Genomic DNA, 24,059 nt, shown 5'->3' with positions numbered 1-24,059 from the left:
AAAACTATGAATTCAAAAAATATTCAAATCCGAGAAGCAAAGAAATCAGACTTCGACGACGTCATGAAAATTGAAAGGGAAGCCTTTGGTCAGGAAGACGAAGCGGAGTTAGTAAGCCAGCTTCTGGAAGATAAAAGTGCAGAGCCGGTAATATCACTCCTAGCCTTCAAGGACGATGAAGCTGCAGGACATATTCTATTTACCAGGGCAACTTTTGAAGCAAATGAACATTCTCCATCAGGTTCTCAATCAACCACTCCATTAATAGCTCCGTCAACTGCTCCGTCAACTGCTCCGTCAATTCCACCATCAATATACATTCTTGCTCCGCTGGCGGTTAAACCCGAATACCAGCGGCAGGGAATCGGAGGAATGCTTATTAATGCAGGGTTGAAAAAATTGAAAGAAATCAGTGTTGAGATGGTTTTTGTTCTGGGGCATATGGATTACTATCCGAGATACGGCTTTATACCCGATGCAGGAAGCCTTGGCTTTGCCACACCTTACCCCATACCCGATGAGCACGCAGACGCCTGGATGGTACAGGCATTGACTTCCGAAGGACTGAGCAAGGTTACAGGTAAAGTGGTGTGTGCAGACGCCTTAAACAAACCCGAATACTGGATTGAATAAAAGAACAGGCGTATCAAATCAAGAATTCACTCTCTGGAATAGATAAGATATTCCAGAATTAATGTGCACAATGGAAACAAAACACTCAAAACGACAGATGTATCTTTTCCGACACTGGTTATTCCGAGAATGAAAAATACAATAAATCCTAAAGTGAGTACCTGTAAGGTTCCAAAGATGTAAAAAAGGTTTCTGTTTTGCACATTGTTAAATAAATTATTTAAGTATATAAAACCTGGTGATCCGGTGTTATATGATTGGTGTTTTGAAACACTTAAATGTCAGAAGAAACAGGTATGTAAGGACTAAAGATATTCGACCTGTAAGTTCCCATTTATCCGAAAGTCCCCCATATTTCAAGTCGCACCAACCCTTTTTTCATCCTGCCAGGAAATGAAATGCTACCGATTTACTAAGAAATTATACTTTTTAGCAAATAAATATATATAACAAACAAAAGAATTAATATATGTAAAAATATGTTTTACATTTTAAAAAGGTCAGGGGATTTGTAAGAATAGTTATAAGGTGTGGAGGCTGGCATTTGTTCGGAAACGTTAACAAAGTTGCTAAAAAAACAGGATTTGGTAATTAAAGATCTACTACAGGTAAAAACGGAAAAAAATAAAACGGAAAAAAAAATAAAACGGAAAAAATAAAACGAAAAAAGAGGAAAAATTCGCTAATGGGGGAATTGAATGAAGATACGTGTGGTTAGTTCCAGGGAAGAGATTTTTACGCTTAATCCTAATGAAAGAGTGATTCATATGGCGTTCCGTCCTTCGAACAAGGACATCTTTGCGCTGATTGAGACATGCCCAAAAATTGAAGCGATCCAACTACCTAACTCTTACCGCCGAACCATCTCAAAGTCAATCGAAATGTTCCTTGAAATGCAAAAAATCCAGCTTATCGAAGGGGATGTATGGGGTCACAGGAAGGACATCAGTGAATACTACAACGTCCCGCCTGCCATTATTAAAGATATCAGAGACCTGAAGCTGGTAGGCACACCCGTCGAGAAAATAGAAGAAAAGGTATCAAGGGAAAGCAAACTGAACCCTGAGATGGTTGCCTATATTCTCGCCAGGGATGTTACAGACTGAGTCCGGCTGCTCACAGCCAGCTCAGTAACTAATTTACTTTTTTTATAGGCAAGACCCCAAATTCCTTCACCAATCTCAAGTTAAAGTTTAACAACAGAAAACACGGAATAAAGGAAAACACGGAATAAAGGAAAAGTTGGGGCACAATACTTCCGTGCTTTCTGTGTCTTCCGTGGTTATTAATGTAAGTGTAAATACTTATGTTTGGGACTATAATCAATTTTACATTTTTTAATTCATCTTACTTTTTGTTTGTTCATTAAATGACAGATCCTGAACCAGGTTCCCCACCACTCCTTCTTCTTTTCCCGGCCCATTAAGATACGGACTAACAAATGAAAGGGCCAGGGACCTCATATTCTTATCCTTAATATTGGAAGCTAATTCAAGGGCCTGTTCTATAGTTTCTTCTTTTCTTTGCCCCTTCAGGTATGGGATCAGCAAAGAAAGAGCCTGCACCCTCAGATACTCGGATTGAATCCCGGAGGCCATCTCAAGGGCTTTTTCCACAAGCCTTTCATTTCCGGACACGTAATTACCGAACACATCCAGATGCGGGACAAGCGAGGAAAAAACCTGAAATTTTGTATCTCCATACTGGATGTAGGGAGCGAAGTCGAGGATATCTTCAATAAGTTCTTCTTTTCCAGGCCCGCTCAGGTGAGGGACAAGCGAAGAGAGGACTGCGGCTCGTTCGGCTTCATCATGGATATTGGAAGCAGAGGAAAGGGCTTTTTTGATGAGCTCTTGCTTTCCCGGGCCTTCCAGATGAGGGACAAGCAGGGAAAGGGCCAGGGACCTTGCATCTCCGTACTGAATCCGGGAGGCAAAGTCAAGAGTTTTTTGCATAAGTGCTTCTTTTTCCATAATTTCTTCTTTACCTGGCCCGGCTTCCAATCGCTCAGATTCCTGAACAATACTGTATTTTGCCACGAATTCTTCAAGCAGCTTATTGAATTCTTCAAGCACTCCGGTCTTATCAGCCGGACTCTGTTGAAAAGCTGTCATCCTCTTTTCAGCAGTCAACTTCCGTATTAGCTCTTCTTCCATAAAAGCCGAAATTTCTTTAGCAAAATCAGGGTCCATCTCAAACGATTTCAGAACTTCCCGGACCAGGACCTGCTTTAGCTCCGGGTCGGAAGGAGCAACAACAAGGTCTCCTGCGGCTTCTTTCAACTCCGGCCTTACTCTCGAACACAATTTACCCCACAATTGATTCTCAAGCTCCCAGACCTCAGGCCCTACTTTTTTGCCGGCTTCTTCAGCCGCTTTTTTAGATCCAATGACCAGATAAGGGATTACAGGTTCGATAAAATCCGTTACTATTTGTGCCAGTTGATTCATTTTTACGTTCTGTTGCCGCATTGTTTCATCCTTCTATTTAACAAAATGTTACGTCCTTCCCTTTTATGATTTGATTCCGGAAAGTTCCGGAATAAGTGATAAAAGCCAGTGTAACACCTATATCAGAATATACAATAGAAGATAAATACTTCGTTAGAACCGCCTTCTACATCCTTCATTGACCACCTAACGAAGCCCCTTTTTATGCCAGATCCTCGGGATCTACCAGGCATCTAGCCTTTAGAATTCGAAATTCCACTAAAAATAGAATGAAATCAAAAAATATATAATAAATTATTGAAATATGCTCATCTTTATTTAAATTAAAACCTGGTTTAGCGGTGGAAAAAAATACACAGTTATTTGAATTCGGAGATCTCAATAATGGCAAAAAAAGTATATTCACGGATAGCAAAACTGTCAGTAATTTTTCTCGTGTTGCTCGCAGTATGTGCAGCCCCGGGGGCTGCAGGAAAGGAACTGGAATCCGGCACCTGGGCCTGCGTAAGTGATTCCTATTTGAAAGAGGTCGAATGGGACCACTTTATAGGAATCGTATCAGAACACTACTTAGATTCGGAAGACCAGGAAAAATACGTTTTGACCCGCCCGGAAGACGGTGTTTCAAAGGAATACAATGCATGCGATGTAGTTCCGTTACTTGATTCGGGTGTAAAGCTCGTACTCCCCCTGCAGGCTGAATATTCAACCCCCTGCATACAAAAAACCCGCCTGGGGATTGTTACAGCAGTAGATGAAGCAGCCGGTACATGTGACATCTTCGTTACGTGGTCCGGAGGAGCCTGTACCGGGGAAACCCTTGAAGGAATTCCGATTTGCGAGCTTAAAAAGTGCATAGTTCACCCCGCAGGCAGGAGGATGCTCTCGGAAGGGTATCCTCTATAAATGAGGTTGCCAGGGGGCAATCTCAGAAAAAGCGATTCAGGAAAAACCCATCAATTCAAAACCTGATCAATTCAAAAACCCCTGCCACCCAATTTTATTCAACCTTGTCTTCAATCCGGAACCTGTACAACAGCTGCCAGCACATCCTCATCCCCAATAACTCTCGTGACGTGCCCTTTTCCTCCCGTATCCTCAAGCTGCACAACGCTTCCAGGCCCGAATCTGCGAACTTCCCCGTCGCTTACCTCTGCTTCCAGTTCCCCGGAGAGGAAGAAGAAAAACTGGTGATGCGGAGTCGGGTGCCAGTCTCCGAACCAGCCTGCCGGGATCCGGCAGAAAGCGAACTGCGATGCCTGCTGGAAAGCCGAAAGGAAAAGTGAAGGAGCCGGAGGAACAAAATCGATTTCTGCAAGATCGATGTCCCTGTCCTCAAAATGTGACGTGCCGTCAGAATCAGCGAATATGCGAGTGTACTTCATACAAAACATACCTCCCACTTTTATGTTTATGAGGAAAGGATATAACCCTTTCCTAAGAAGCCGGTATGCCGGTATTGGGGAGGGTATGGACCGTAATAGAGAATAGGCGAGCCGGGTTCACAGCACAATTAACAAAGCACAACTAGCACAGCACAATTAACAAAGCACAACTAGCACAGCACAACTAATAAACCATAATTTTTTACATATGTAAAACTATTTTAATATATCAAATAACTAATAGAGTGAAACTCTTAATGAGGTTTACCGATGGATGAAAAATTCTACTCGAACATAAAGGTCATCGATTCTATTGAAAAAGACGGCTTCAAAGTTGAAATTCTGGAATGCAACAACCTTAAAGGAAGCAAGGATGCAGCCCTTGCAGAAGACCTGTTCTATATACGGAATGCAGGGATGTCCCTGAAAATGGTCAAGGTGACCCTTGAAGACAGCGGGCTTATCACCGAATCAGGGGCTCTCTATTTCCACAAAGGGTGTATCGATTGCGTGTCAAATATAGGGGGAGTTGGCGGACTTGCTAAAAAGTTGATCAAAAGCAAGCTTACCAGTGAGTCCACCTTCAAGCCCATATACAAAGGGACAGGAGAAATCTTCCTCGAACCATCCTTTAGCCACTACATCATCATGAACCTGGAAAACGAGTCCATAGTCGTGGACAAAGGGATTTTCTACTGCTGTGAACAGGGGATGGAAATCGGGGTAGCTTCCCAGAAAAACCTCTCATCCGGACTCCTGGGTGGGGAAGGCTGGTTCCAGACCCAGATCAGCGGCACGGGTGCCGTGGTTCTCGAAATCCCAATCCCGATGGAAGAAGTGCTTAAATACGAACTTAATAACGAAAGAATCCAGGTTGACGGGAATTTCGCCCTGCTCCGTTCGGGCGCTGTAGCCTTCAGTGTCCAGCGCTCAAGCAAACAGCTCCTCGGCTCCATGACAAGCGGAGAAGGCCTGCTCCAGACCTTCGAAGGCACCGGACACGTCTGGATCGCTCCGACCCAGCCCGTCTATAACCGCCTTAAATACAACGGAATTCCCCAGATGGGAACTGCAGGAAAGAACATAGATAATTCGAGTTGAATTAAAAAATCGTGAATAGTTAACCTGCTTAATTCGTAGTTTTTTCTTTCATTTCTTTTTTTACATTTTGAAATTTTACAGATAAAACAGGCAGATCCGCTCCACTCTGCATCGGGAGAGAACACCGGAGCCTGGAAAATGAAAAATGAAAAATGAAAAAAAAGTTCAATAAAAAAATAAAAAAACTGTTATGTTTTTGACGGTACTTCTTCCATCTCCCGGTGAGCTTCCTTGATTTGATCGGCGGTGAATTTGTTTAACTTTACTGCACGTGCTTTACTGCGCAGGGACCCGGGAACAATTTCCAGGGCTCCCGCTTCACTCTCAGCATTTACTATAGCCCAGCCCGTATGCACCCCGACCAGGCAGCCGAAATGATACTGTTCCAATACAGCAGGCCCCATCTCAAGCAATTCATCCAGAGCTCCCAGACACTCCTCCGCAGTGTGTGGGGACTCAATAAGATACATATCCGTAATTTTTCCCTCCACTCTTGTTCATGTTGTTGGTTTCGACAACCAGTGACACACCGAGGTATCGTTTTCAACTATGATGTTTCACCATATATAACTTCTGTTTATATATTGATAATTGAAATATTACACTTTTCCAAAATCCATTGATTGATGAAAAACTGAGACGTGAAACGAAAATGGAAAACAAAATGGAAAAACAAAATGGAAAACAAAATGGAAAACAAAATGGAAAACAAAATGGAAAAACAAAATGGAAAACAAAATGGAAAACAAAATGGAAAAACAAAATGGAAAAACGAAATGGAAAAACAAAATGGAAAAACGAAAAAACCACCGTGAAAAATCGGGAGAGAGCACATCTTTTAATTTATTTACATTATGTATATATTGTATCTACCACATATAAATAAACTTTAGTATACCTTATCTAAATATTAGAATGCATGTGCAAAATTAAAATTACTTTTCTGGTATTTACTCTAACATTGCTGTGTACAGGCTGCGTTGAAGATACAGCTGTAATTGCGGAAAATACAATCAATGCGGACTCGGTTGAAGACTACGACATCGCAGCCGCAAACAATGCTTTTGCTTTTGACATGTACTCGCAGCTTGCGCAAATGGAAGCAGGGGAAGAAAGAAACGTCTTCTTTTCACCGCACAGCATATCGGCTGCCATGGCGATCTGTTATGAGGGGGCTGAAAACACTACAAAGGAGCAGATATCAAATGTATTTTATTTCCCCACAAATAAGACTGTTTTGAAAGTTCATTTGAAAGATATGAATGACGGGATCAATTCCGGAAGCGGCGATTACGAGCTTGAAACTGCAAATGCGATCTGGGTACAGGAAGGGTTTCCCATAAAAGAAGCGTATGTTTTCAACGTGAAAAACTACTATGACGGCGAAGTTACAAAACTCAACTTTGTGGGAAAACCGGTTGACTCAAGAGACACCATCAACGAATGGGTCGAAGCCAGGACCAATGACAAAATAAAAGACCTGATCCCGAAAGATTCGATTACGCCTGATACACGGGTAATTATCACAAATGCAATTTACTTCAATGGAAAATGGGTGTATGAATTTGATAAGGAGATGACCAGAAAAAGAACTTTTTATCCGGCGAAAGGGGAAGAAATTCCTGTGGACATGATGTACATGTTTAAAAGTTTTAATTATGGTGAAAACTCAAAAGCAAAAATCATAGAACTTCCTTACAAAGGCAACGACTTATCCATGTACATTGTGCTTCCGAAAGACAACGACATTAAAGACTTTGAAACCGATTTCACGGTAAACGATTATAACAAACTTAAAAACGACATGGAATTAACGGAGGAAGTGAAGACCTCGATTCCGAAATTTAAGTTTGAGACTAAAACAGACCTTTCCAATTCCCTCATTGAAATGGGCGTTGTGGATGCCTTCAACTCCAACCGTGCGAATTTTTCAGGAATCAGTGACGGGACATTATTTGTATCCAGAGTGATTCACCAGGCTTTCATAGATGTGCAGGAAGAAGGCACGGAAGCTGCCGCAGCAACAGAGGTCGAGATGGAGTTGGGTGGGAAAATCTCATGGGATTCAAAACCAAAGGAATTCAAAGCCGACCATCCGTTCATGTTCTTCATAGAGGACAAAAGGACAAATTGCATTCTTTTCATGGGGAAAGTTGAATACCCGGAGTACGAGGAAGCTGAAGGGCTTTGGAGCCTGTAATGGAAAAAGCAACTGAAATAGGACTTACGCAGTTGAACCCAAAACCAGAAACAGAAAAATTTGCAGTTTTGGATTTCAAAACCTTCTCTTCCTTTTTTTGGTTCTTCGGGAAAAGCCGTCCGCCTTGCTTCACTCAGAGGCCGGTGAGAACGCGACCACCTTAAAAGCAAATCGAAAAACCCGGCAACAATACCTTTAATAAAAAACCCGCTCAACTATGAATAAGGGAGTAAAAAGGGGATAGAGGATATTGTTGGTGGGGATTTTTGGTTGATCAGTCCGATATACACGAAAAAACCTTCAGTCCAATTTCAGATGAGCGAATTGAAGCCTTGCAGCAGCTCATAAGCTATTTTGAATCCTTTAAAGACAGTCAGCAGGCTTTCAGGGACCTGCTAAGACTCTGTTCCGATGAAAACGAAACTGTTAGAGTTAAAGCAATAAATTCACTTGAAAACGTTTTTCCAAAAATTTCTGAAGAAGATAAAGAAGAGAGCTGGAATGGCCTGCTGGAATTTACCCATACGGAGGAACCGGAAGTCTGGAAGGCTGCTGTCCTGACCCTTGTTTTTGCATTTGGGCATGTGCCGGACAAAAAGAAGGCATGGAACGCCCTTCTCAGCCTGACCGAAAAGGAGAGCAGTCACCTCAGGAAGCAGGCAGTCGAAGCCCTCATTTTACTTTTCCCCTCCCTGCCTGACAGGAAAAAGGTCTGGAATGATTTCATAGCCCTGGCAAAAAGCCGGTACGAAAACGTCCGGGAACTCGCCTCGAACGCCTTCATCCTGATATATCCCTACCAGGGAGACAGGAAAGCTGTCTGGGACAGCCTCCTCGGGCTTGCCAAAAGCAAGGACAGCCATGTACGGGACAAAGCAGGAGATATCATGGCCCTGATCTTCCACCAGCTCCCGGACAGGGAAAAAGCCCTGGAAGACGTCGAGAAACTTAGCCGGGAAACCCCCGACTACACAGTCCGGCGGGCAATAAAAGTGCTAGGAGAGGACTACCCCCAGCTTTCCGAAGCAGGAAACCCGGCTGAAGAGCTTTATAAGCTTGCGGAGGAGAAAGCTCCGTTTGCGAGATGGAAGGCTGCCGGGAGCTCAGGGTCAGGGAGGTACCGGAAAAAGAAGGGGAAGTTTCTGAAAGAGGAAGAATAAGAAGGAGAAAAAGATCAAATTTCCGTTATTTCCCTGGACATGTCCCGATAGTACGTAAAAAGGTCTTCTCCCCAGCGCAGGCCTTCGGGTTCGAAACACAAAATATCATTGACATGATCGTATGTCCCGTTTTTATAGAAAAAGCCAAGGGAAAGGAAACAGTTCGTCACCGCACTTGAGAGCAGAATTTCTTTTTCACACACATAGACATGGGTGTTGTTCAGGCCCAGGAACTGCTCCATTTCAGGCTTGAATTCCGTGCTCATCCTTTCAAAAACAGGATCCGTAACAATAAGGGATACGTCGATGCCACTTTTTGCGAAGTCCAGGAACATTTTTGGGTATAGAGGATGGATGAAAGGGGAGATGCCTTTAACGAATTCCGATTTTGCAATGTTATCCGCAAATTCCCTGTGAGGCGAAAACATATTACTCTTGTCAAGCGGTCTGGCAAAAGTGGAATGTTTAAGTTCACAAATTCTAGTTAATAGATGTGGGGGTATTCCTTCAAGCTGGTGAACATTCCAGAAATCTAATTTGTTTTCAAGGACTTCTAAAGTATCGACCAGCTCCCGCATATTTTCAGCTATTGTCTCCCCGATGATTGTCAAACCGTATTTATTATCCTCCAGATAAAGGAGATGTCTCTCTTTAAGTATTTTAATCTGCGGCTGAACCGATGTAGAACTGAAATTCAGGGAATTTTCGATTTCTTTAATGCTTTTCGGACCTTCCCTCAATAACAGAAGAATTTTTTCCCTTTTTTCAGAAAGGAAAACCAGATCAAGAAGAGAGGCTTCCATTCAGGTATCCTCATTATTAACATGGAATTATTATAGAGAAGGAAAATATACTTCATTGTTTATAGACATTCCTAAATTTTATCGTTTTTACCTAATAATTCATAAAGCAGAAGTTGCCATGCGGATTGTGAATAAGATATTATGAATAAAGATATCGCGAATCAGAGATCATGAATCCGAAAATTGTGAATCCGAAAATTGTGAATCAAGGAATTTTTTGAAAATAAAATCAATACCTTTAATAGAACTCCCACCAACTCTTTTACAAGAAATAGTAAACTGGAAAGAAGGTAAGCGGAAAAACTGAATAAAAAAAGAGAAACGTAAAAGAGCACTGTAAAAACCGGGTAGAAAACCAGTAAAAACCGGATAAGAAAAGGAACAGTTGGTGGGAACAGTTGATTGACCAGGACATCGTACACGATAAAACCTTCAGCCCCCTTTCGAGCGAGCGAATCGAGGCTATGGAGCAGTTAAGCTCTTCTTTTGAATCGGTTCCTGACAGGGAACAGGCATTTGAAGACATGCTCAGGCTCTCTTCCGATAAGTGCGATGAAGTAAGGGAAAGCGCAGTTTCCTCCCTTTCAACCGTTTTTTCGAAGCTTCCGGAAAGCGGCAAAATCCAGGCATGGGAGAGGTTCATAAACCTCACGGCTTACCCTTCCGAGGATATTATAAAAGGTGCGGTAAAGGCCCTTGTATTGGTTTTTCCCCACAACCAGAGTAAGGAAAACGCCTGGGAAGACCTTATGGAACTGGTAAACTCAAATTCCAGCCTTGAAGATGTACGCACCGGAATTATCCGTTCGCTCCCAACCCTTTTCCCCTACATTCCAGACAGGAAAAAGGCTTATTCGGACCTCGTGCACCTGGCTGAAAAGGAGGACAGCGATGTGCTGAGGGAGCTTGTAGAAAACCCTGATTCAATCAATCCGCAATTCCCTGAAGAAGATCTGGAAAAGGACAGGAAAGAATGTGGAGAAAAAGAGAGTATAGAAGAGGGAAGGAAAGAAAGTGAGAAAAAACTAATAGGGAAGAAAAAATCAGAGAAAAAAGAAGTTGGAAAACCTGAAAGATTTCATGATTACGAACCATCTTCCGAAAAAGCCGGGGCTTTTGAAAGAGCCAGATACCTGCGAAAAGATGCCGCAGAGTTCTCTGCCGGAACATATCCCTCCAACCTGCCGGATAAAAAAGAAGTTGTTGCCGAACTTATCCGCCTGAGTTCGGATCCCGACCCCTCGGTACGGAGGGGGGCGATGGACTCCCTGCTTGCCCTTTATTCCCGGAAGCAGGGTAAAATTCAGGACATCTGGGGAGAACTCCTTAAAAGGACGGAGGACGGGGACAGCGCTGTCAGGAAAGAGACTGCAGAGCTGCTTTCCCATGTGCTGCCCGGGGTTGAAGAAAAATCCGGGGTCTTTTTCGACCTCGTCCGCCTGGCTTCAGGGCAGGACGCACAGCTCCGGAAAAGGGCTGCGGAACTCTTTTCCGGAGCATTTTCCCATGCCGAAGACAAAAGGAGAGCCTGGGCGGAACTCGTCAGGCTTGCCTCCTCCGAGGACAGGGAAGTCAGGAGGGGAGCTGCAAAAACCCTTGCCCCGGCTTACCCCGAGGTCCCCGATAAAGGGGAAGCCTGGAAGGACCTTGTCAGGCTTTCAGGGCACAGCGACAGTTTTGTGCAGAGGGCTACAGCCCGGGCCCTTACGCCTGCCTTTTTCCATGTGCCGGACAAGACCGGGGCCTGGAGGGACCTGCAGCTGCTTATTGAAGATCCGTACACCTATGTAAGGAAATATGCCTACAGGGCTCTTGCCAGGGCTTCCCTCTGGCGGGCGCTCCGGGCGGAAAACGGGGCTACATACATTTTCGGGCTGAAGGAAGCTGCGGGTTATTTTAAAGAAGCCTCGGAAATTCCCTTCGAAGGCGACACCCCCGAATTCTACCGGCCCTTTTACGAGGCCTACCTCTACATAATTGTCAGCGACCGGCCTTTAGAAAAAGCCAGGCTTGAGACCGAGCTCTACCTCTCGAGGGCAGCACGGGAAGTAAGAGAGCTTGAAGAAAAACGGAAGCTGCTCGATACAAGCGAAAAGTTTGCCGAACTTCTCCGGGCTGCGGGAAATCTCAGTCCCGAAGACCTGCCTGCCCGGAAAAAACTGCTTGAGACCTGCGTCCGGGAGTTTGACAGGGCAACGGAGCTCTTTGAAAACGCCGAAGAAGAGGCGATTGCTGCAAAGAAAATCGTGAAGAAAGAATACCCGAAGTTTGGAAAAGTGCTCCTTGAACAGAAGCTGAAAGAGACCCTTTCAGGAATCCGCTACAAAGCCAGGATAACCTGCCTAAAGGCAAAGGGGGCACCTTACGAAAACCTGGCGTGCACGGTTAGCCTGAAGGTGAGGGAATGGAAGTTCGAAACCCTTGAAAAGGACCGGAAGGAACTGGACAGGCAACTTGAATCCCTGCTTAACGTCCTCCGGAGCAAAATCCCCTTTGTGCCCGAAAATATGTACATCTTCGAGAAAATTGAAGACATCCGGCAGGAAGAAGATTTGCTTGAACGCTACAAAAAAGTTGCAAGGCTCGTGGGCCTTATCCCGGGAGCCAGGATGCCTTCAAGGAGATGAAAGGGTTCCGGACGGGAAACCAAAACTTCTGAACAGGAAATCCAAACTTATCAACCCTGGGGCCATGAAACCCCGCATTTCTGAATTCCTGCATTGAAATTTCTGTCCCTGCCTTCAATTGATTTTATATCCGATCCCGTCAATCCCTTTTTTATGTATGGGGCAGACATAAAAATGACTGTAGAAGACTTCGAACTTGCAAAACCCCCGCTCTCGAAAAAATTCATCAAACAGGCCTTCGAAAAATACGAAGTACAGCACATAGCTCACTTCGGGGGAGAAATGTTCTATGTCGCGGGAACGGACTCTGAACCCATCGTCCCCGTTTATGCCGATGCCACCTACCCCCCTGAGATCGAACTGATCTTCGATTTCATGGCAAGGGAGCGGATCCGTATGATAAGGTCTGAAAAAGGGGTCCTCTACCGGACCGAAATCCCGAAACTCCCGGACTCAAACTGACGTTAAGAGGGAAGAACCGGACTACGTTTTTTCTTTTGTTCTGGTTATTTATAGTTTTGTCACGATATTAAAGATAATAAATACAGGATGTCTTTTATCATTAACAGTAGGGGGTATAAAGTGATGAAACTATGGGAATATGATTCTCGCAGGATCCATGCCGTGCACATGCCGCAGCAAATGAGCGACCTTGAAAGAATTGGGAACGAAGGCTGGGAACTTATCCTTATAAAGGACGACATTGATGATGAAGGGACAGCTACAGCAATTTTCAAGAGGGAGAAAAAGTAAGGGGATTGTAAAAATAAAATTTTTACTTACTCTTTTTTGCCCATTTAAACTCGTAAGTGTATTTTAAGCATAATTATTCCAGGTAATTTTTTTATTTTTTGTGAGTATAAATTCCGGTCTATTTTTGCAGAAGTTTCCGGAAGAATAACTCCTGTACAAGAATAATTCCTGTGCAAGAATAACTCCTGTAAGTGATATGCAATTAAACCCTGACAGGGAAAAGCCCTTTTAATCTAATACTTCAGAGTTCCCCACCAGTTTGCTTGATGGCGCCTTCCAAAAAGGAATGAAAAAAACAAAAACAAAAAAACATTTTCCAGCTGTATTTGTTCTGCTTTGTTTTCATCCTTACCGATTTATCAGTCCCTTTTACGGACCGAAAGGGCGAACAAAGCCTTGATCTCAATCTTTTTTCAATAAGTTCTCAATTTTAAGCAGTTCATCCGCCTCTTCCTTGCTCAAAACCCCCTCCATCACAGCAACTTCCGAAACAGGAACCTTCTTTTCCAGGGCTACCTTAGAAAGCTCTGCCGCCTTCAGGTACCCGATCCTCGGGGTCAGGAACGTCACGAGGATCGGGTTAAGTTCAAGGTAGGCTTTGCACCGGTCCTCATGTGCCTTTATCCCTTCAACGCAGCGTTTCTGAAAAACAGGGAGGTAGTTTGAGAGCAGGGTAATTGACGTAAGAATGTTAAAGATTATCACCGGGGTCATGACGTTGAGCTCTAACTGCCCGGCCTGCGATGCAAGAGCCACGGTTGTGTCATTGCCAACGATCTGGTACCCTACCATGTCCAGGCACTCAGCCATGACAGGGTTGTATTTTCCCGGCATGATGGAAGAGCCCGGCTGAACCTGGGGAAGTTCGATTTCCGAAATCCCGGTCGTGGGGCCTGCATTCAGGAGCCGGAGGTCGTTTGCAATCCTGATGAGTTCGAGGGCGAGTTCCCTGAGAGCTCCCGAAAAGGCTGCAAGCTGGGCCCGGCTCTGAAGGGCTTCGAAACCGTCGGCTGCAGGCCAGAAGGGCAGGGAGCAGAGTTCGGAGATTTTTGCAACCACAGCTTTTCGGTATCCAGGAGGCGTATTTGCCCCGGTGCCCGTAGCTGTTCCCCCAATGGCAAGTTCCAGGAGGTCATCCCTCCGTTCCTTTATGCGGCCTGCAGCCCTCTGAAGGGCAGAAGCATAGGCATTGAATTCAGTTCCGAGGGTCACCGGAACTGCGTCCATTAAGTGTGTCCTGCCGGATTTTGCGATTCCGGCAAACTCCTCTCCTTTCAGGCGGAAGGCCTCTGCAAGCTCGTGGAGCACACTGGCCAGTTTGTCTGCGGCGAATATGATTGCAATGTGGGAAGCGGTAGGGAAGGTATCGTTTGTAGACTGGGACATATTAACGTGGTCGTTAGGGCTCAGGTAAGCGTAATCCCCCCTTTTCCTGCCCAGAATTTCAAGCGCCCGGTTTGCCAGGACCTCGTTCGTGTTCATGTTAAAAGAAGTCCCTGCCCCTGCCTGAAAGACGTCTACCGGAAACTGGTTAGAATAATCTGGCTCAAGACAGTCCAGAATCTCGTCGGCTGCCTGCACGATTGCCTCTCCCCTTTCCCGGTCAAGCACCCCGAGTTCCATATTGGTAAAAGCAGCGGCTTTTTTCACGATCAAATACGCCCGGATGAATCCCGGATTTTCCCTTCTCCCACTCACCGGAAAATTTCTCAATGCCCGGCAAGTCTGAACCCCGTAGTAGGCCTCTTCCGGGACTTCAAACTGGCCCATGGAGTCCCTTTCAATTCGACACATCGCCATCCCCCTGAAAAAATTATATATCCCAAATTTAATACCTTATTTTCCGTCACTTTTTTGTTTTTCGTTTCTTATTTTCGATATCCTTATCGTTATAAGTATGAATCCATCGCTCTTCAACCGTTCTTCGACCGTTCTTCAACCGTCATTCAATCGCTCTTCAATCGATCTTCAATCGATCTTCAATCGTTCTTCAATCGTTCTTCAATCGTTCTTCAATCGTTCTTCAATCGTTCTTCAATCGTTCTTCAATCGTTCTTTACGACATCATTTAAGTCAAAGGGTTACTCCGGCTCCTTTCCAAGCTTCTGGATCTCCCTTCTTGCCTTCCCGATCCCGAGAATTGGGGGGACGCCTTTCGGACAGACAGCCTTGCAGTTAGCGTTGAACTCGCAGCCCCACCAGCCCCTTTTGTCATTGACAAGCAAGAGCCGGGAATCGTCTTCCGCTTCACGAGGATCGATATGAAAGCGGTAGAGTTTTGCAAGAGCTGCAGGCCCCAGAAACTCTTTTGTTTCTCCTTCCCCTTCCCCTTCCCCTTCTCCTTCCCCCTCTCCTTCCCCCTCTCCTTGTTCATCTCTTTCTGCTTTTCCCGAAATCGGGCAGGCGCCCACACAGGAGGCACAGAGCACGCAGTTCGTGTACTTTTCAAGCTCCGAAACGGCCTCTTGCTGCATCAGCCTCTCTTTTTCGGGAGCTTTCGAAGCCGGTTTGAAGGTAGGTTCGACCGCCCGGTAGAACTCGAAGAATTTGTCCATGTCCACGATCAGGTCCTTTATTTTAGCCAGGTTCGGGAGAGGTTCCACGAGCACTTCTTCTTTCGGGTCCCATGAAACCGTTTTTTCCATTCCCGGGAAAGGCCTGAGTTTGACCTTTCCTTCCCCCCTGAGCAGGGCCTCCACCTGGGTCCGGCAGGCAAGCCTCGGCACCTTGTTGATCAGCATCCCGCAGCTCCCGCAGACGGCACCCCGGCAGGAGTAGCGGAAAGCCAGGGAATCGTCAAGCTCCTCCTGGATTTTGAAAAGAGCGGAAAGCACGGTCATCCCAGGGGAGGGGGTGAGCTCGAAGGTATCGTAGCGGGATTCCCCGCTTTCCCCATCATATCGAAACACTTTCAGCTTCATCAGTACACACGCTCCTTTACAGGGAATTTTCCAAGTCTGACAGGTAGGTACTCAAGTACCGGTTTTTCTTCAGCCCCCGGACCTTCCAGGCGGTAAATCGTATGGAAAAGGAAATTTTCATCATCCCGGTCCGGATAATCGGTCCGGGCATGGGAACCCCGGCTCTCGTTCCGCGTAATTGCGCCCCTTGCTACGGCTTCTGCTATGTCGAAGAGGCCCATTAATTCCAGGGCGTAGATAAGAGCCTGATTGAAAACAGCGGATTTGTTGTCAATGTAGACCTCAGGATAGCGGCTTTTGAGTTCCAGGAGCTTTTCCAGCCCTTCTTCCATCTTCTTTCCTTCCCGGAATACCCCGAAATACTCAAACATCAGCTTTTTCAGCTCGTCCCTGAGCCCGGCCATTTTCACGCCCGAGTCCCTGGCAAGCAGGGCTTTTACCCTTTCCTCTTCTTCGGAGAGCTTTTCCAGGACTGCTTTTCTATTCGCTTTTCTATCCGCTTCTCCTTGCCGGGCTCCGGACCCGGAAGAGGAGAGAGTTTTCCCTATCCCCTGCCCGGCAAGTTTTCCGAAGACCACGGTTTCGAGGAGGGAATTTCCTCCCAGCCGGTTTGCTCCGTGCACGCTTACGCAGGAACATTCCCCTGCCGCGTAGAGCCCGGGAAGCTCGGTTGCAAGATCGTTTCCGACAGCGATTCCCCCCATGGAATAGTGCTGCCCCGGCTGCACGGGGATTGGCTCTTCTATCGGGTCTACGCCTGCAAAGTCCATGCTGATCATGCGAATGCCCGGAAGGCGTTCCATAATCTTACCTTTGCCCAGGTGCCTGAGGTCGAGCAAGACGTACTTATTGTCAAACCCCCTGCCTTCATCGACTTCCTGCTGGATAGAACGGGCTACGATGTCCCTTGGAGCCAGTTCCATGGTCTTCGGGGCGTAGTCTTTCATGAAGCGCTCATTTTTATTGTTCAGGAGGTACCCGCCTTCTCCCCGAGCCCCTTCGGTGATCAGGATATTGGTCCCGAAAAGGGTGGTCGGATGAAACTGCACAAATTCCATGTCCTTCAAGGAGACCCCGGCCCGCAGTGCCAGGGAAGCCCCGTCCCCGGTATTGATCAGGGCGTTCGTGGAGCGGGTAAAGAGCCGCCCGAAACCCCCTGTTGCCAGGAGCAGAGCCCGGCAGGCAAAACCGTGCAGGGTCCGATCGGCAAGGCTTATGCAGGTGCATCCCACGCAGCGTTCCCCCTCCCCCAAACCTTTCTCCGCAACCGGTTCCCCGGTTTTTACCAGGGAAGTTACGAAAAACTCTTCGTAAAAAGTGATCTTTCCACTGCCTTTGCTTTCTTCGCTTCCTTTACTTTCCTTACTTCCTTTACTTTCTTCACTTGCTCCGCTTACTTCGCTTCCTTTACTTTCCTTACTTCCTTTACTTTGCTCCAGTTCCCTGCCCATAAGCTGTTCGTAGAGCGTGTGCAGGATGTTGTGCCCTGTACGGTCGGCTGCATAGCAGGTCCGCGGGAACATACCCCCTCCGAAGGGGCGCTGGGCAATCCTCCCATCTTTCAGCCTCGAAAAAACGGTTCCAAAGTGTTCAAGCTCTATGACGGCACCGGGCGCATTTTTGCACATCAGTTCCACGGCGTCCTGGTCAGCAAGGTAATCCGAACCCTTGACGGTGTCAAAGGCGTGGTCTTCCCAGGAATCCCCGGCCCGGGCATTCCCGAGTGCTGCGTTCATCCCACCCTGGGCTGCCACCGAGTGCGAGCGGAGCGGATGTACCTTGGAAATTACCGCAGTATCGAGCCCGGCGTCCACTGTCTCGATGGCTGCCCGAAGCCCCGTCAGCCCGGCTCCGATGATGATGACGTCATGGGTGTGGATAGAGTATCCTGATTCTGTTTCTTCTCCCCCCAATTAATTCCCCCGAAGTTTAGTTTATCGGATTTAATTTCGGATTTAATTTCGGATTCGGTTCCGAGATTGGATATTCAGATCTGGTTTTGGAATAATCAGCATCAGTAAAAAGGCACCAGGCTTGAAAAATGCCAGGCGCTCAGAGCTCGCAGACCAGGTTCCCGAGTTCTATCGAAAAGGTCTCGTAGTTTACGGAATAATCGATCGGGCACTCGACGACCGCAACCCTGTTTAAGGCGAAGGCTTTTTCCAGGACTTCGGCGAGGTCGTCGCCTTCTTCCACCCTGAAGCCTGCAGCTCCGAAACTTTCGGCAAAGCGGGCAAAGTCCGGGTTCCCGTAGTCAAGGGCGAAGTCCTCAAAGTGCATCTTCTTCTGCTTCCACTTGATGAAGCCAAAAGCGTTGTCGTTCAGGATGAGGACGACCAGAGGAATCCCATAACGGGTTGCGGTTTCGAGTTCCTGGCAGTTCATCATGAAGCCCCCGTCCCCGCAGATGGCAAGGACACGCTTATCAGGGTTGACCATCTTTGCGGCAATTCCGGCAGAGAGGCCTGCACCCATGGTGGCAAGGGCGTTGTCCAGAAGCACGGTGTTCGGGGAATAGGTCTTGTAGAGGCGGGAGAACCAGAGCTTGTAGATCCCGTTGTCCAGGGTGATGATGTCTTTTCTTCCGAGGACCTCCCGGACGCTCCGGACAACCGCATGGGGCAGGGGAGGATAACTTTTCGCTTCAGGAGCGTTGATTTTCCCCTCGATGAAAGCCCTTGTTGCTGCAAAGATGGGAAACTCCCGTTTCCCGGGGATTTTTGCGGCTATTTCCCGGATCGAGGCTGCAATGTCCCCTATGACTTCCAGGTCGGGGTTAAAGTACCTGTCAGGCAAGGACTCAACGAAATCGATGTTGATGATTTTTTTGTCCAGCATCCTGTTCCAGAGGTAAGGGGGATATTCAACTATGTCGTATCCTACGGTTATGATCAGGTCTGCCTCGTCAATCCCGCAGTTTACGTAGTCGTGGGCATGGATCCCGGTGGCAAAGAGGCTGCATGGGCAGTCGTCAGGGACAACGCCTTTTCCCATCTGGGTATGCACCAGGTAAATCCCGGTCTTCCTGGCAAAGTCCTCAAGCTCGTCGGTGATGGATGTTCTGTTTGCCCCGGAAGAGACGATGATCAGGGGGTTTTTTGCATCACAGATCATGGTTGCAGCCTTTTCCACGGCAGCACTGGCAGGGTGCGGGATTTTGATTTCAGGCCTCTTCTGGACCTTTGCATCGGTCTCCTCCTCTGCCACGTCCTCGGGAAGCTCGATATGAACAGCTCCCGGCCGCTCGGCTTCCGCATGCTTGAAAGCGTTCCTGATCACGGTGGGGATAGTCCCGGGATCGGCTATGGAAACCGCCTTTTTGCAGAGCGGCTCCATCATCCGGACCACATCCACAAGCTGGAAGCGGGCCTGCCAGTTATCGAAAAGGGCTTTTTGCCCCGAAATCGAGATGAAAGGAGCCCCGATAAGCTGTGCCTGGGCGACCCCTGTAACGAGATTTGTGGCTCCCGGCCCGAGGGTTGAAAAACAGACCCCCGCCTTCCCTGTCAGCCGCCCGTAAGCCGCAGCCATGAAAGCGGCTGCCTGCTCGTGCCTTGTTATGATAATTTTGATCTTCGATTTCCGAAGCGATTCCAGGAAGTCCAGGTTCTCCTCCCCCGGAAGCCCGAAAATGTACTCTACCCCTTCTTCTTCAAGCTGGGCTACGAAAAGATCCGAAGCTTTCATACAAAAATCTCCTGAGTACTCTGAATACTTTTTTATTTTTCCTTACTTGTTGACCACCACGGTCTTGATGTTCACGAACTCCTTGAGCCCGTAGTGGGAAAGCTCCCTTCCTACCCCGGACTTCTTGATTCCGCCAAAAGGCAGCCTGGGATCGGACTTGACCATCCCGTTGACCACGACGAAGCCGGATTTTATGCGCTTTGCAAGCCTTTCCGCCCTTTCCGGGTCCCCTGACCAGACAGCAGCCCCGAGTCCGAACTCGGTGGAGTTTGCAACCTCCACAGCCTCGTCCTCGTCTTTGACCATGATCACCGGCGCAATCGGCCCGAAGATTTCCAGGCTGCAGACCTTCATATCGGTGCTGGCAGCCGGGACGAGCGCAGGCCTGAAGAAGTAGCCCTTTTCGTGCTCTTGCCCATGGATTTTTGGCCTGGAACCTTTCTTTTCCGCGTCTTTCAGGACCTTTTCAAGCTCCCCCACAAATACCTTTTTTGCGACAGGCCCGATGTCGGTCTCCGGGTCCATGGGGTCCCCAACCTTGAGCTGCTGCATATATTCGTCAAACTTCTCGGAAAACTCCACGACCACGTCTTCTATAACGATAAAACGCTTTGCAGCAATACAGCTCTGCCCGGCATTAATAAAGCGCGCCGTTACCGCCATCCGGGCAGCCGCATCAACATCCGCGTCCTCGAGCACGATGAAGGGGTCAGACCCCCCCAGTTCCAGCACAAGCGGCTTGATCTTCTTTCCCGCAAGCTCTCCTACCGCAGACCCGGCTCCAACACTTCCGGTAAGCGAGACCCCGTCCACAATCCCGCAGTCAATTATCTTCATCGCAGTCTTCGAATCGATCAGAAGCGTCTTGAAAACGTTCTCAGGAAGCCCAGCCTCCAGAAAGACCTTCTGGATCTCCAGCGCAGACCCCGGCACGTTCGAAGCATGCTTGAGCAAACACACATTCCCCGCAGCCAGCGCCGGCACCAAAAAGCGAAACACCTGCCAGAACGGAAAGTTCCAGGGCATGATCCCGAAAATGACCCCAAGCGGCTCGAAGCTGACGTAGCTCTTTTCAGCCTCCGTCTCCACGATCTCGTCCTTCAAAAAGCCAGCCGCATTCTCCGCATAATAGTCACAGGCCCAGGCGCATTTCTCCACCTCAGCCAGGGACTCCTTTATCGGCTTTCCCATCTCCTTTGTTATGACTTCGGCATATACCTGCTTGTTCCGCCTGAGCACGTCGGCAGCCCGGGCAATGTACCTGACCCTCTCCTCCACAGGCAGGGTACTCCAGCCCTCAAAAGCAGTTTTAGACATTTCGATTTGATGTTGACAGTCTTTGAAAGAAAGAGCGTCGTAGGTCCAGTTGAGTTCTTCAGTATAAGGATTAACGGATTTTAATTTCAGATTAGTTCCCCCTGATTAGTAATTGGGGGGTTTTGGGTATTATAATTTAGGGGAGGGGGGAAAGAAGAGGGAGAGGGATTTTTTAGGAGATTAGGATTCTACAGATGACTTTCCTAAGATTTTCGAAATATTAAAGAATGAAGAGTCTTATTTTTCTTTGTGAGTCATTATGGCTACTTACAAACAGATACAAGAGTGGGTAAAAGCAAACTACTGTTGTAACGTAAAAACATGCTGGATTGCTCATGCAAAAGAAATCTGCAATATACCTGTAAAAAAAGCACCTAACCGGTACAATGAAAATATAAGAACAAATCCATGTCCACCCGATAAGTTTGATTACATAAAAGAAGCGTTTGAACATTTTGATATGATCAAAGATTAAATACTGTTAAAAAAATAATTCGAGGTGTCCAGCGCCAGTCGAAGAGTTTTGACTGTAATTTTTAAAAATAAGGTTGAAACTTGCTTCGCTTAAGTGCACGCAACTGCCCAAAAAATTAAAAATGTAGCTTAATAACAGATTAATAAAAGGTAGATGAATTATGGCCCGACCAAGAGTATTTGTAAGTTCAACATATTATGATTTGAAGTATATTAGATCATCTCTAGAAAATTTTATCTACTCGTTAGGTTTTGAACCAATCCTTCATGAAAAAGGGCAAATACCTTATTCATCTGAAGATTTTCTTGATGAATCTTGCTATAAAGAAGTGGAAAATGCTGATATATTTATAATTATCATTGGTGGAAGATATGGTTCAGAAAAAAGCGGTAGTAAGGAAAAAAAGGAAAAACAATTCTTCGACCGATACGATAGTATAACCATGCAAGAGTATAGAAAAGCGGTTGAAAGAGGAATCCCTACCTACATTTTGATAGAAAAATCAGTTTATAGTGAATTTGAAACATTTTTGAAGAATAAAAATAATGAGTCAATCAATTACGCTCATGTTGATTCGGTAAATATATTTAATTCAATTGAAAATATCCTTTCGCAAACCAAGCCTATCCACCAGTTTGATCGTTATAGCGACATTGAAGCTTGGCTCAAAGAACAATGGGCTGGACTATTCCGGGATTTAATAAACCAGCGCTCCAAACAGATTCAAATAGATTCTTTAGCTTCTCAAGTTGATTCACTCACTGAGCTAAATGAAACTCTTCGAAAATATTTAGAAGAAGTTGTTCCGAAAATATCACCGGAGTCGAAAGACCTAATTTCTAATGAGTCCATGAGACTTAAAAACTTTGAACAAGATAAAAAAATAGCAAACACACTACTCTATAGTTTTGTTAGAGGTTATGGCGTATTAGTTGATGATTTAAAAGATGCATTACTTAAGAGTAAATCCTTTGATGATTTTATTGAAAAAATTAGGGACAAAATGGATCCAGTCTATAAAGATGATGTCCCTTCTTATCTCTGTGAATATGAATGGATAATTGACATCAACGAAGCCAGAAAAATGCTGGATGTTGATCCTTTTATTGTAGAATCGACACAAATTCAAATTGCTCATGAACCGAACTCACTTTAAAACCAATAAACTCAACCTAAAAATAAGGGTTTTTAGTATATTAGAACCGAAAAAAACCTCTACACCATCAAAAATAAAAAACAAGATTTAAAAATCTGTGGCTTTACAGCTTAGAAATAATCGTATTCAGACTGGTTTTTCGTTCTTTCTTAACTGCTTTTTTAATTAATTTAGTAACGGGCAGGCCTCGCTGACGCTCGGAAAAGACACACGGAAATACAATATTCCGGCCGCTATGGCTTCAGAAAAATCTCCAAAAACCCGGCCATGTTTTCATTTTCTGCTTTCAAAAACCCGGCCCTCATTAATTCACAGTTCTCGACAGTAGCCCACGGTCGCGTCAGCGAGCGGCTTTTCCCCTGAGGGAATGAAAAAGAAGAAAAAGCAATAGAGAAGACAGAACAGCCCTTGTCTGAAAATTTATTTGAATTGATCGTTTCAGGTTTCTCAGGTAAAGTGCACGTAGCCGACCACCACTGCCAAAAAATAAAAAACAAGATTTGGAAACCGGCGTTTGTGTTAGAAAAAATCGGTCGCCCGTTTCGCATTTCACTTATTCCACTCTGCTCTTAATTCATGGCAGTTGTTCCGGGAAGGCCTCGCTGACGCCCGGAAAAGACACACGGAGATACAATATTCCGGCTGCCATGGGTTCAGAAGAAGATCTGAAACCCGGCTGGTGCAACTCTGCCGCTAAAAATAAGTTGGTATGGAAGGTGTTGTCCAGAAGTGTATTAATAAGTAAATTGCCAATTACTAATCATGCAATTTACGGTTAAGCTTGAGGAATCCGAAGAAGGGGGATATACCGCCCAGTGCCTGGAAATTCCGGCTGCTGTCAGCGAAGGCGATACAAAGGAAGAGGCACTTGAAAATATAAAGGAAGCCATCCAGCTGGTGCTTGAAGTAACGAGAGAACAGGCCCAGGTACTTGGAGAGGTTGAGAAGGTGGACATATCCAGTGCCTAAACTTCCCTCAATCTCCGGGAAAAAGGTAATCAAGGGTCTTAGCAAGTTGGGTTTTGTCATTGTCAGGCAAAGAGGAAGCCACGTTTTGCTTCAAAGAAGTACAGACATGGTGACCGTACCTTTGCATGACCCTGTAAAAAAATCCACACTTAAAAGCATCCTCAGGAAAGCCGATGTTACTCTTGAAGATTTCCTGGAACAACCTTAACTCTTTTTTGGATAAAGCAAAAAATGAAACATCGTTTCTCTTAGAAAGTGAATAATTCAGGTTGCTCTGACAAAGTGCACGCAGCCGCCCCGCCAACCGTGAAAATATAAAAAGAGAGATTTGAAGAATGGCTCATGTTTTCCAAAACATCACAAGGCTTGTGATGAATCTCAGACGCCCGTTGAAATACGTCTGATAAAATACCCTGAAAGTT

23 protein-coding genes are annotated in these 24,059 nt (G+C 46.1%); 14 read left to right on the top strand and 9 right to left on the bottom strand.

Translation table 11 applies throughout. From position 1 onward, the window contains the following. The first annotated feature begins 6 nt into the window (after positions 1–6). Positions 7–633 (top strand): GNAT family N-acetyltransferase, encoded by a 627-nt coding sequence (locus tag ACSAZK_RS15885; protein WP_440955017.1) that lies wholly within the window; start codon positions 7–9, stop codon positions 631–633. Positions 634–1,331: 698 nt separating this feature from the next. After that, on the top strand, positions 1,332–1,739 hold the full coding sequence (locus ACSAZK_RS15880) for a DUF1699 family protein (RefSeq protein ID WP_440955016.1): 408 nt from the start codon (positions 1,332–1,334) through the stop codon (positions 1,737–1,739). A gap of 231 nt (positions 1,740–1,970) precedes the next feature. Here ACSAZK_RS15880 and ACSAZK_RS15875 read toward each other — a convergent pair whose 3' ends face one another. Continuing rightward, a complete protein-coding gene (locus ACSAZK_RS15875; RefSeq protein ID WP_440955015.1) occupies positions 1,971–3,083 on the bottom strand; it encodes a hypothetical protein in 1,113 nt (370 codons plus the stop codon). Positions 3,084–3,467: 384 nt separating this feature from the next. Between ACSAZK_RS15875 and ACSAZK_RS15870 the strand changes: the two genes are divergently transcribed. After that, positions 3,468–3,989, top strand: a complete 522-nt coding sequence (locus ACSAZK_RS15870) for a hypothetical protein (RefSeq protein WP_440955014.1) — start codon at positions 3,468–3,470, stop codon at positions 3,987–3,989. Between the two features lie 110 nt (positions 3,990–4,099). On the opposite strand, the gene ACSAZK_RS15865 is transcribed toward ACSAZK_RS15870, so the two are convergent. Beyond that, positions 4,100–4,468 (bottom strand): cupin domain-containing protein, encoded by a 369-nt coding sequence (locus ACSAZK_RS15865; RefSeq protein ID WP_440955013.1) that lies wholly within the window; start codon positions 4,466–4,468, stop codon positions 4,100–4,102. A gap of 270 nt (positions 4,469–4,738) precedes the next feature. Here ACSAZK_RS15865 and ACSAZK_RS15860 point away from each other — a divergent pair, with 270 nt between their 5' ends. Continuing rightward, positions 4,739–5,569 (top strand): AIM24 family protein, encoded by an 831-nt coding sequence (locus tag ACSAZK_RS15860; protein ID WP_440955012.1) that lies wholly within the window; start codon positions 4,739–4,741, stop codon positions 5,567–5,569. Between the two features lie 188 nt (positions 5,570–5,757). Here ACSAZK_RS15860 and ACSAZK_RS15855 read toward each other — a convergent pair whose 3' ends face one another. Beyond that, positions 5,758–6,039: a hypothetical protein gene (locus ACSAZK_RS15855; protein ID WP_440955011.1), complete on the bottom strand. Its 282-nt coding sequence runs from the start codon at positions 6,037–6,039 to the stop codon at positions 5,758–5,760. A 207-nt stretch (positions 6,040–6,246) separates the two neighbouring features. Between ACSAZK_RS15855 and ACSAZK_RS15850 the strand changes: the two genes are divergently transcribed. The 3 genes from ACSAZK_RS15850 (at position 6,247) to ACSAZK_RS15840 (ending at position 8,929) form a co-directional block, all read left to right on the top strand. After that, positions 6,247–6,384 carry a hypothetical protein gene (locus ACSAZK_RS15850; protein WP_440955010.1) on the top strand — a complete coding sequence of 46 codons (138 nt, stop codon included), beginning with the start codon at positions 6,247–6,249 and terminating at the stop codon, positions 6,382–6,384. A 146-nt stretch (positions 6,385–6,530) separates the two neighbouring features. Continuing rightward, positions 6,531–7,769 (top strand): serpin family protein, encoded by a 1,239-nt coding sequence (locus ACSAZK_RS15845; protein ID WP_440955009.1) that lies wholly within the window; start codon positions 6,531–6,533, stop codon positions 7,767–7,769. A 266-nt stretch (positions 7,770–8,035) separates the two neighbouring features. After that, a complete protein-coding gene (locus ACSAZK_RS15840; protein WP_440955008.1) occupies positions 8,036–8,929 on the top strand; it encodes a HEAT repeat domain-containing protein in 894 nt (297 codons plus the stop codon). 14 nt (positions 8,930–8,943) lie between these two features. Here the strand turns inward: ACSAZK_RS15840 and ACSAZK_RS15835 are convergent, their stop codons facing one another. Beyond that, positions 8,944–9,732 (bottom strand): helix-turn-helix transcriptional regulator, encoded by a 789-nt coding sequence (locus ACSAZK_RS15835; protein WP_440955007.1) that lies wholly within the window; start codon positions 9,730–9,732, stop codon positions 8,944–8,946. 398 nt (positions 9,733–10,130) lie between these two features. Here ACSAZK_RS15835 and ACSAZK_RS15830 point away from each other — a divergent pair, with 398 nt between their 5' ends. From ACSAZK_RS15830 to ACSAZK_RS15820, 3 genes are all read left to right on the top strand, one after another. After that, entirely contained in the window at positions 10,131–12,359 is a 2,229-nt protein-coding gene (locus ACSAZK_RS15830; RefSeq protein WP_440955006.1) for a HEAT repeat domain-containing protein, read from the top strand. Positions 12,360–12,533: 174 nt separating this feature from the next. Further along, complete coding sequence (locus ACSAZK_RS15825; protein WP_440955005.1) at positions 12,534–12,821, top strand: hypothetical protein; 288 nt, start codon at positions 12,534–12,536, stop codon at positions 12,819–12,821. Between the two features lie 123 nt (positions 12,822–12,944). Beyond that, a complete protein-coding gene (locus ACSAZK_RS15820) occupies positions 12,945–13,112 on the top strand; it encodes a hypothetical protein (RefSeq protein ID WP_440955004.1) in 168 nt (55 codons plus the stop codon). Between the two features lie 402 nt (positions 13,113–13,514). On the opposite strand, the gene ACSAZK_RS15815 is transcribed toward ACSAZK_RS15820, so the two are convergent. The 5 genes from ACSAZK_RS15815 to ACSAZK_RS15795 form a co-directional block, all read right to left on the bottom strand. Beyond that, entirely contained in the window at positions 13,515–14,906 is a 1,392-nt protein-coding gene (locus ACSAZK_RS15815) for an aspartate ammonia-lyase (protein ID WP_440955003.1), read from the bottom strand. Between the two features lie 287 nt (positions 14,907–15,193). Further along, positions 15,194–16,033 (bottom strand): succinate dehydrogenase/fumarate reductase iron-sulfur subunit, encoded by an 840-nt coding sequence (locus ACSAZK_RS15810; protein WP_440955002.1) that lies wholly within the window; start codon positions 16,031–16,033, stop codon positions 15,194–15,196. Beyond that, positions 16,033–17,946, bottom strand: coding sequence for an FAD-binding protein (locus tag ACSAZK_RS15805; protein WP_440955001.1), 1,914 nt, complete (start codon positions 17,944–17,946; stop codon positions 16,033–16,035). Before ACSAZK_RS15805 ends, ACSAZK_RS15810 begins: the two co-directional genes overlap by 1 nt. A 139-nt stretch (positions 17,947–18,085) precedes the next feature. Beyond that, entirely contained in the window at positions 18,086–19,720 is a 1,635-nt protein-coding gene (locus ACSAZK_RS15800) for an acetolactate synthase large subunit (protein WP_440955000.1), read from the bottom strand. Between the two features lie 42 nt (positions 19,721–19,762). After that, positions 19,763–21,127: an NAD-dependent succinate-semialdehyde dehydrogenase gene (locus tag ACSAZK_RS15795; RefSeq protein ID WP_440957045.1), complete on the bottom strand. Its 1,365-nt coding sequence runs from the start codon at positions 21,125–21,127 to the stop codon at positions 19,763–19,765. A 169-nt stretch (positions 21,128–21,296) separates the two neighbouring features. On the opposite strand from ACSAZK_RS15795, the gene ACSAZK_RS15790 reads away from it, so the two are divergent. The 4 genes from ACSAZK_RS15790 (at position 21,297) to ACSAZK_RS15775 (ending at position 23,845) form a co-directional block, all read left to right on the top strand. Beyond that, positions 21,297–21,512, top strand: coding sequence for a hypothetical protein (locus ACSAZK_RS15790; RefSeq protein WP_440954999.1), 216 nt, complete (start codon positions 21,297–21,299; stop codon positions 21,510–21,512). A gap of 160 nt (positions 21,513–21,672) precedes the next feature. Next, on the top strand, positions 21,673–22,668 hold the full coding sequence (locus tag ACSAZK_RS15785; protein ID WP_440954998.1) for a DUF4062 domain-containing protein: 996 nt from the start codon (positions 21,673–21,675) through the stop codon (positions 22,666–22,668). A 762-nt stretch (positions 22,669–23,430) separates the two neighbouring features. Continuing rightward, positions 23,431–23,637, top strand: a complete 207-nt coding sequence (locus ACSAZK_RS15780) for a type II toxin-antitoxin system HicB family antitoxin (protein ID WP_440954997.1) — start codon at positions 23,431–23,433, stop codon at positions 23,635–23,637. Continuing rightward, positions 23,630–23,845 (top strand): type II toxin-antitoxin system HicA family toxin, encoded by a 216-nt coding sequence (locus ACSAZK_RS15775; RefSeq protein WP_440954996.1) that lies wholly within the window; start codon positions 23,630–23,632, stop codon positions 23,843–23,845. The genes ACSAZK_RS15780 and ACSAZK_RS15775 overlap by 8 nt, the downstream gene beginning before the upstream one ends. Positions 23,846–24,059: the final 214 nt, after the last annotated feature.

The organism is Methanosarcina sediminis, from assembly GCF_052056915.1.
In the GTDB taxonomy this organism is placed as follows: Archaea; Halobacteriota; Methanosarcinia; order Methanosarcinales; family Methanosarcinaceae; genus MTP4.
The sequence above is the reverse complement of the archived record's forward strand: the minus strand, read 5'-3'. Positions and strand labels throughout refer to the sequence as shown.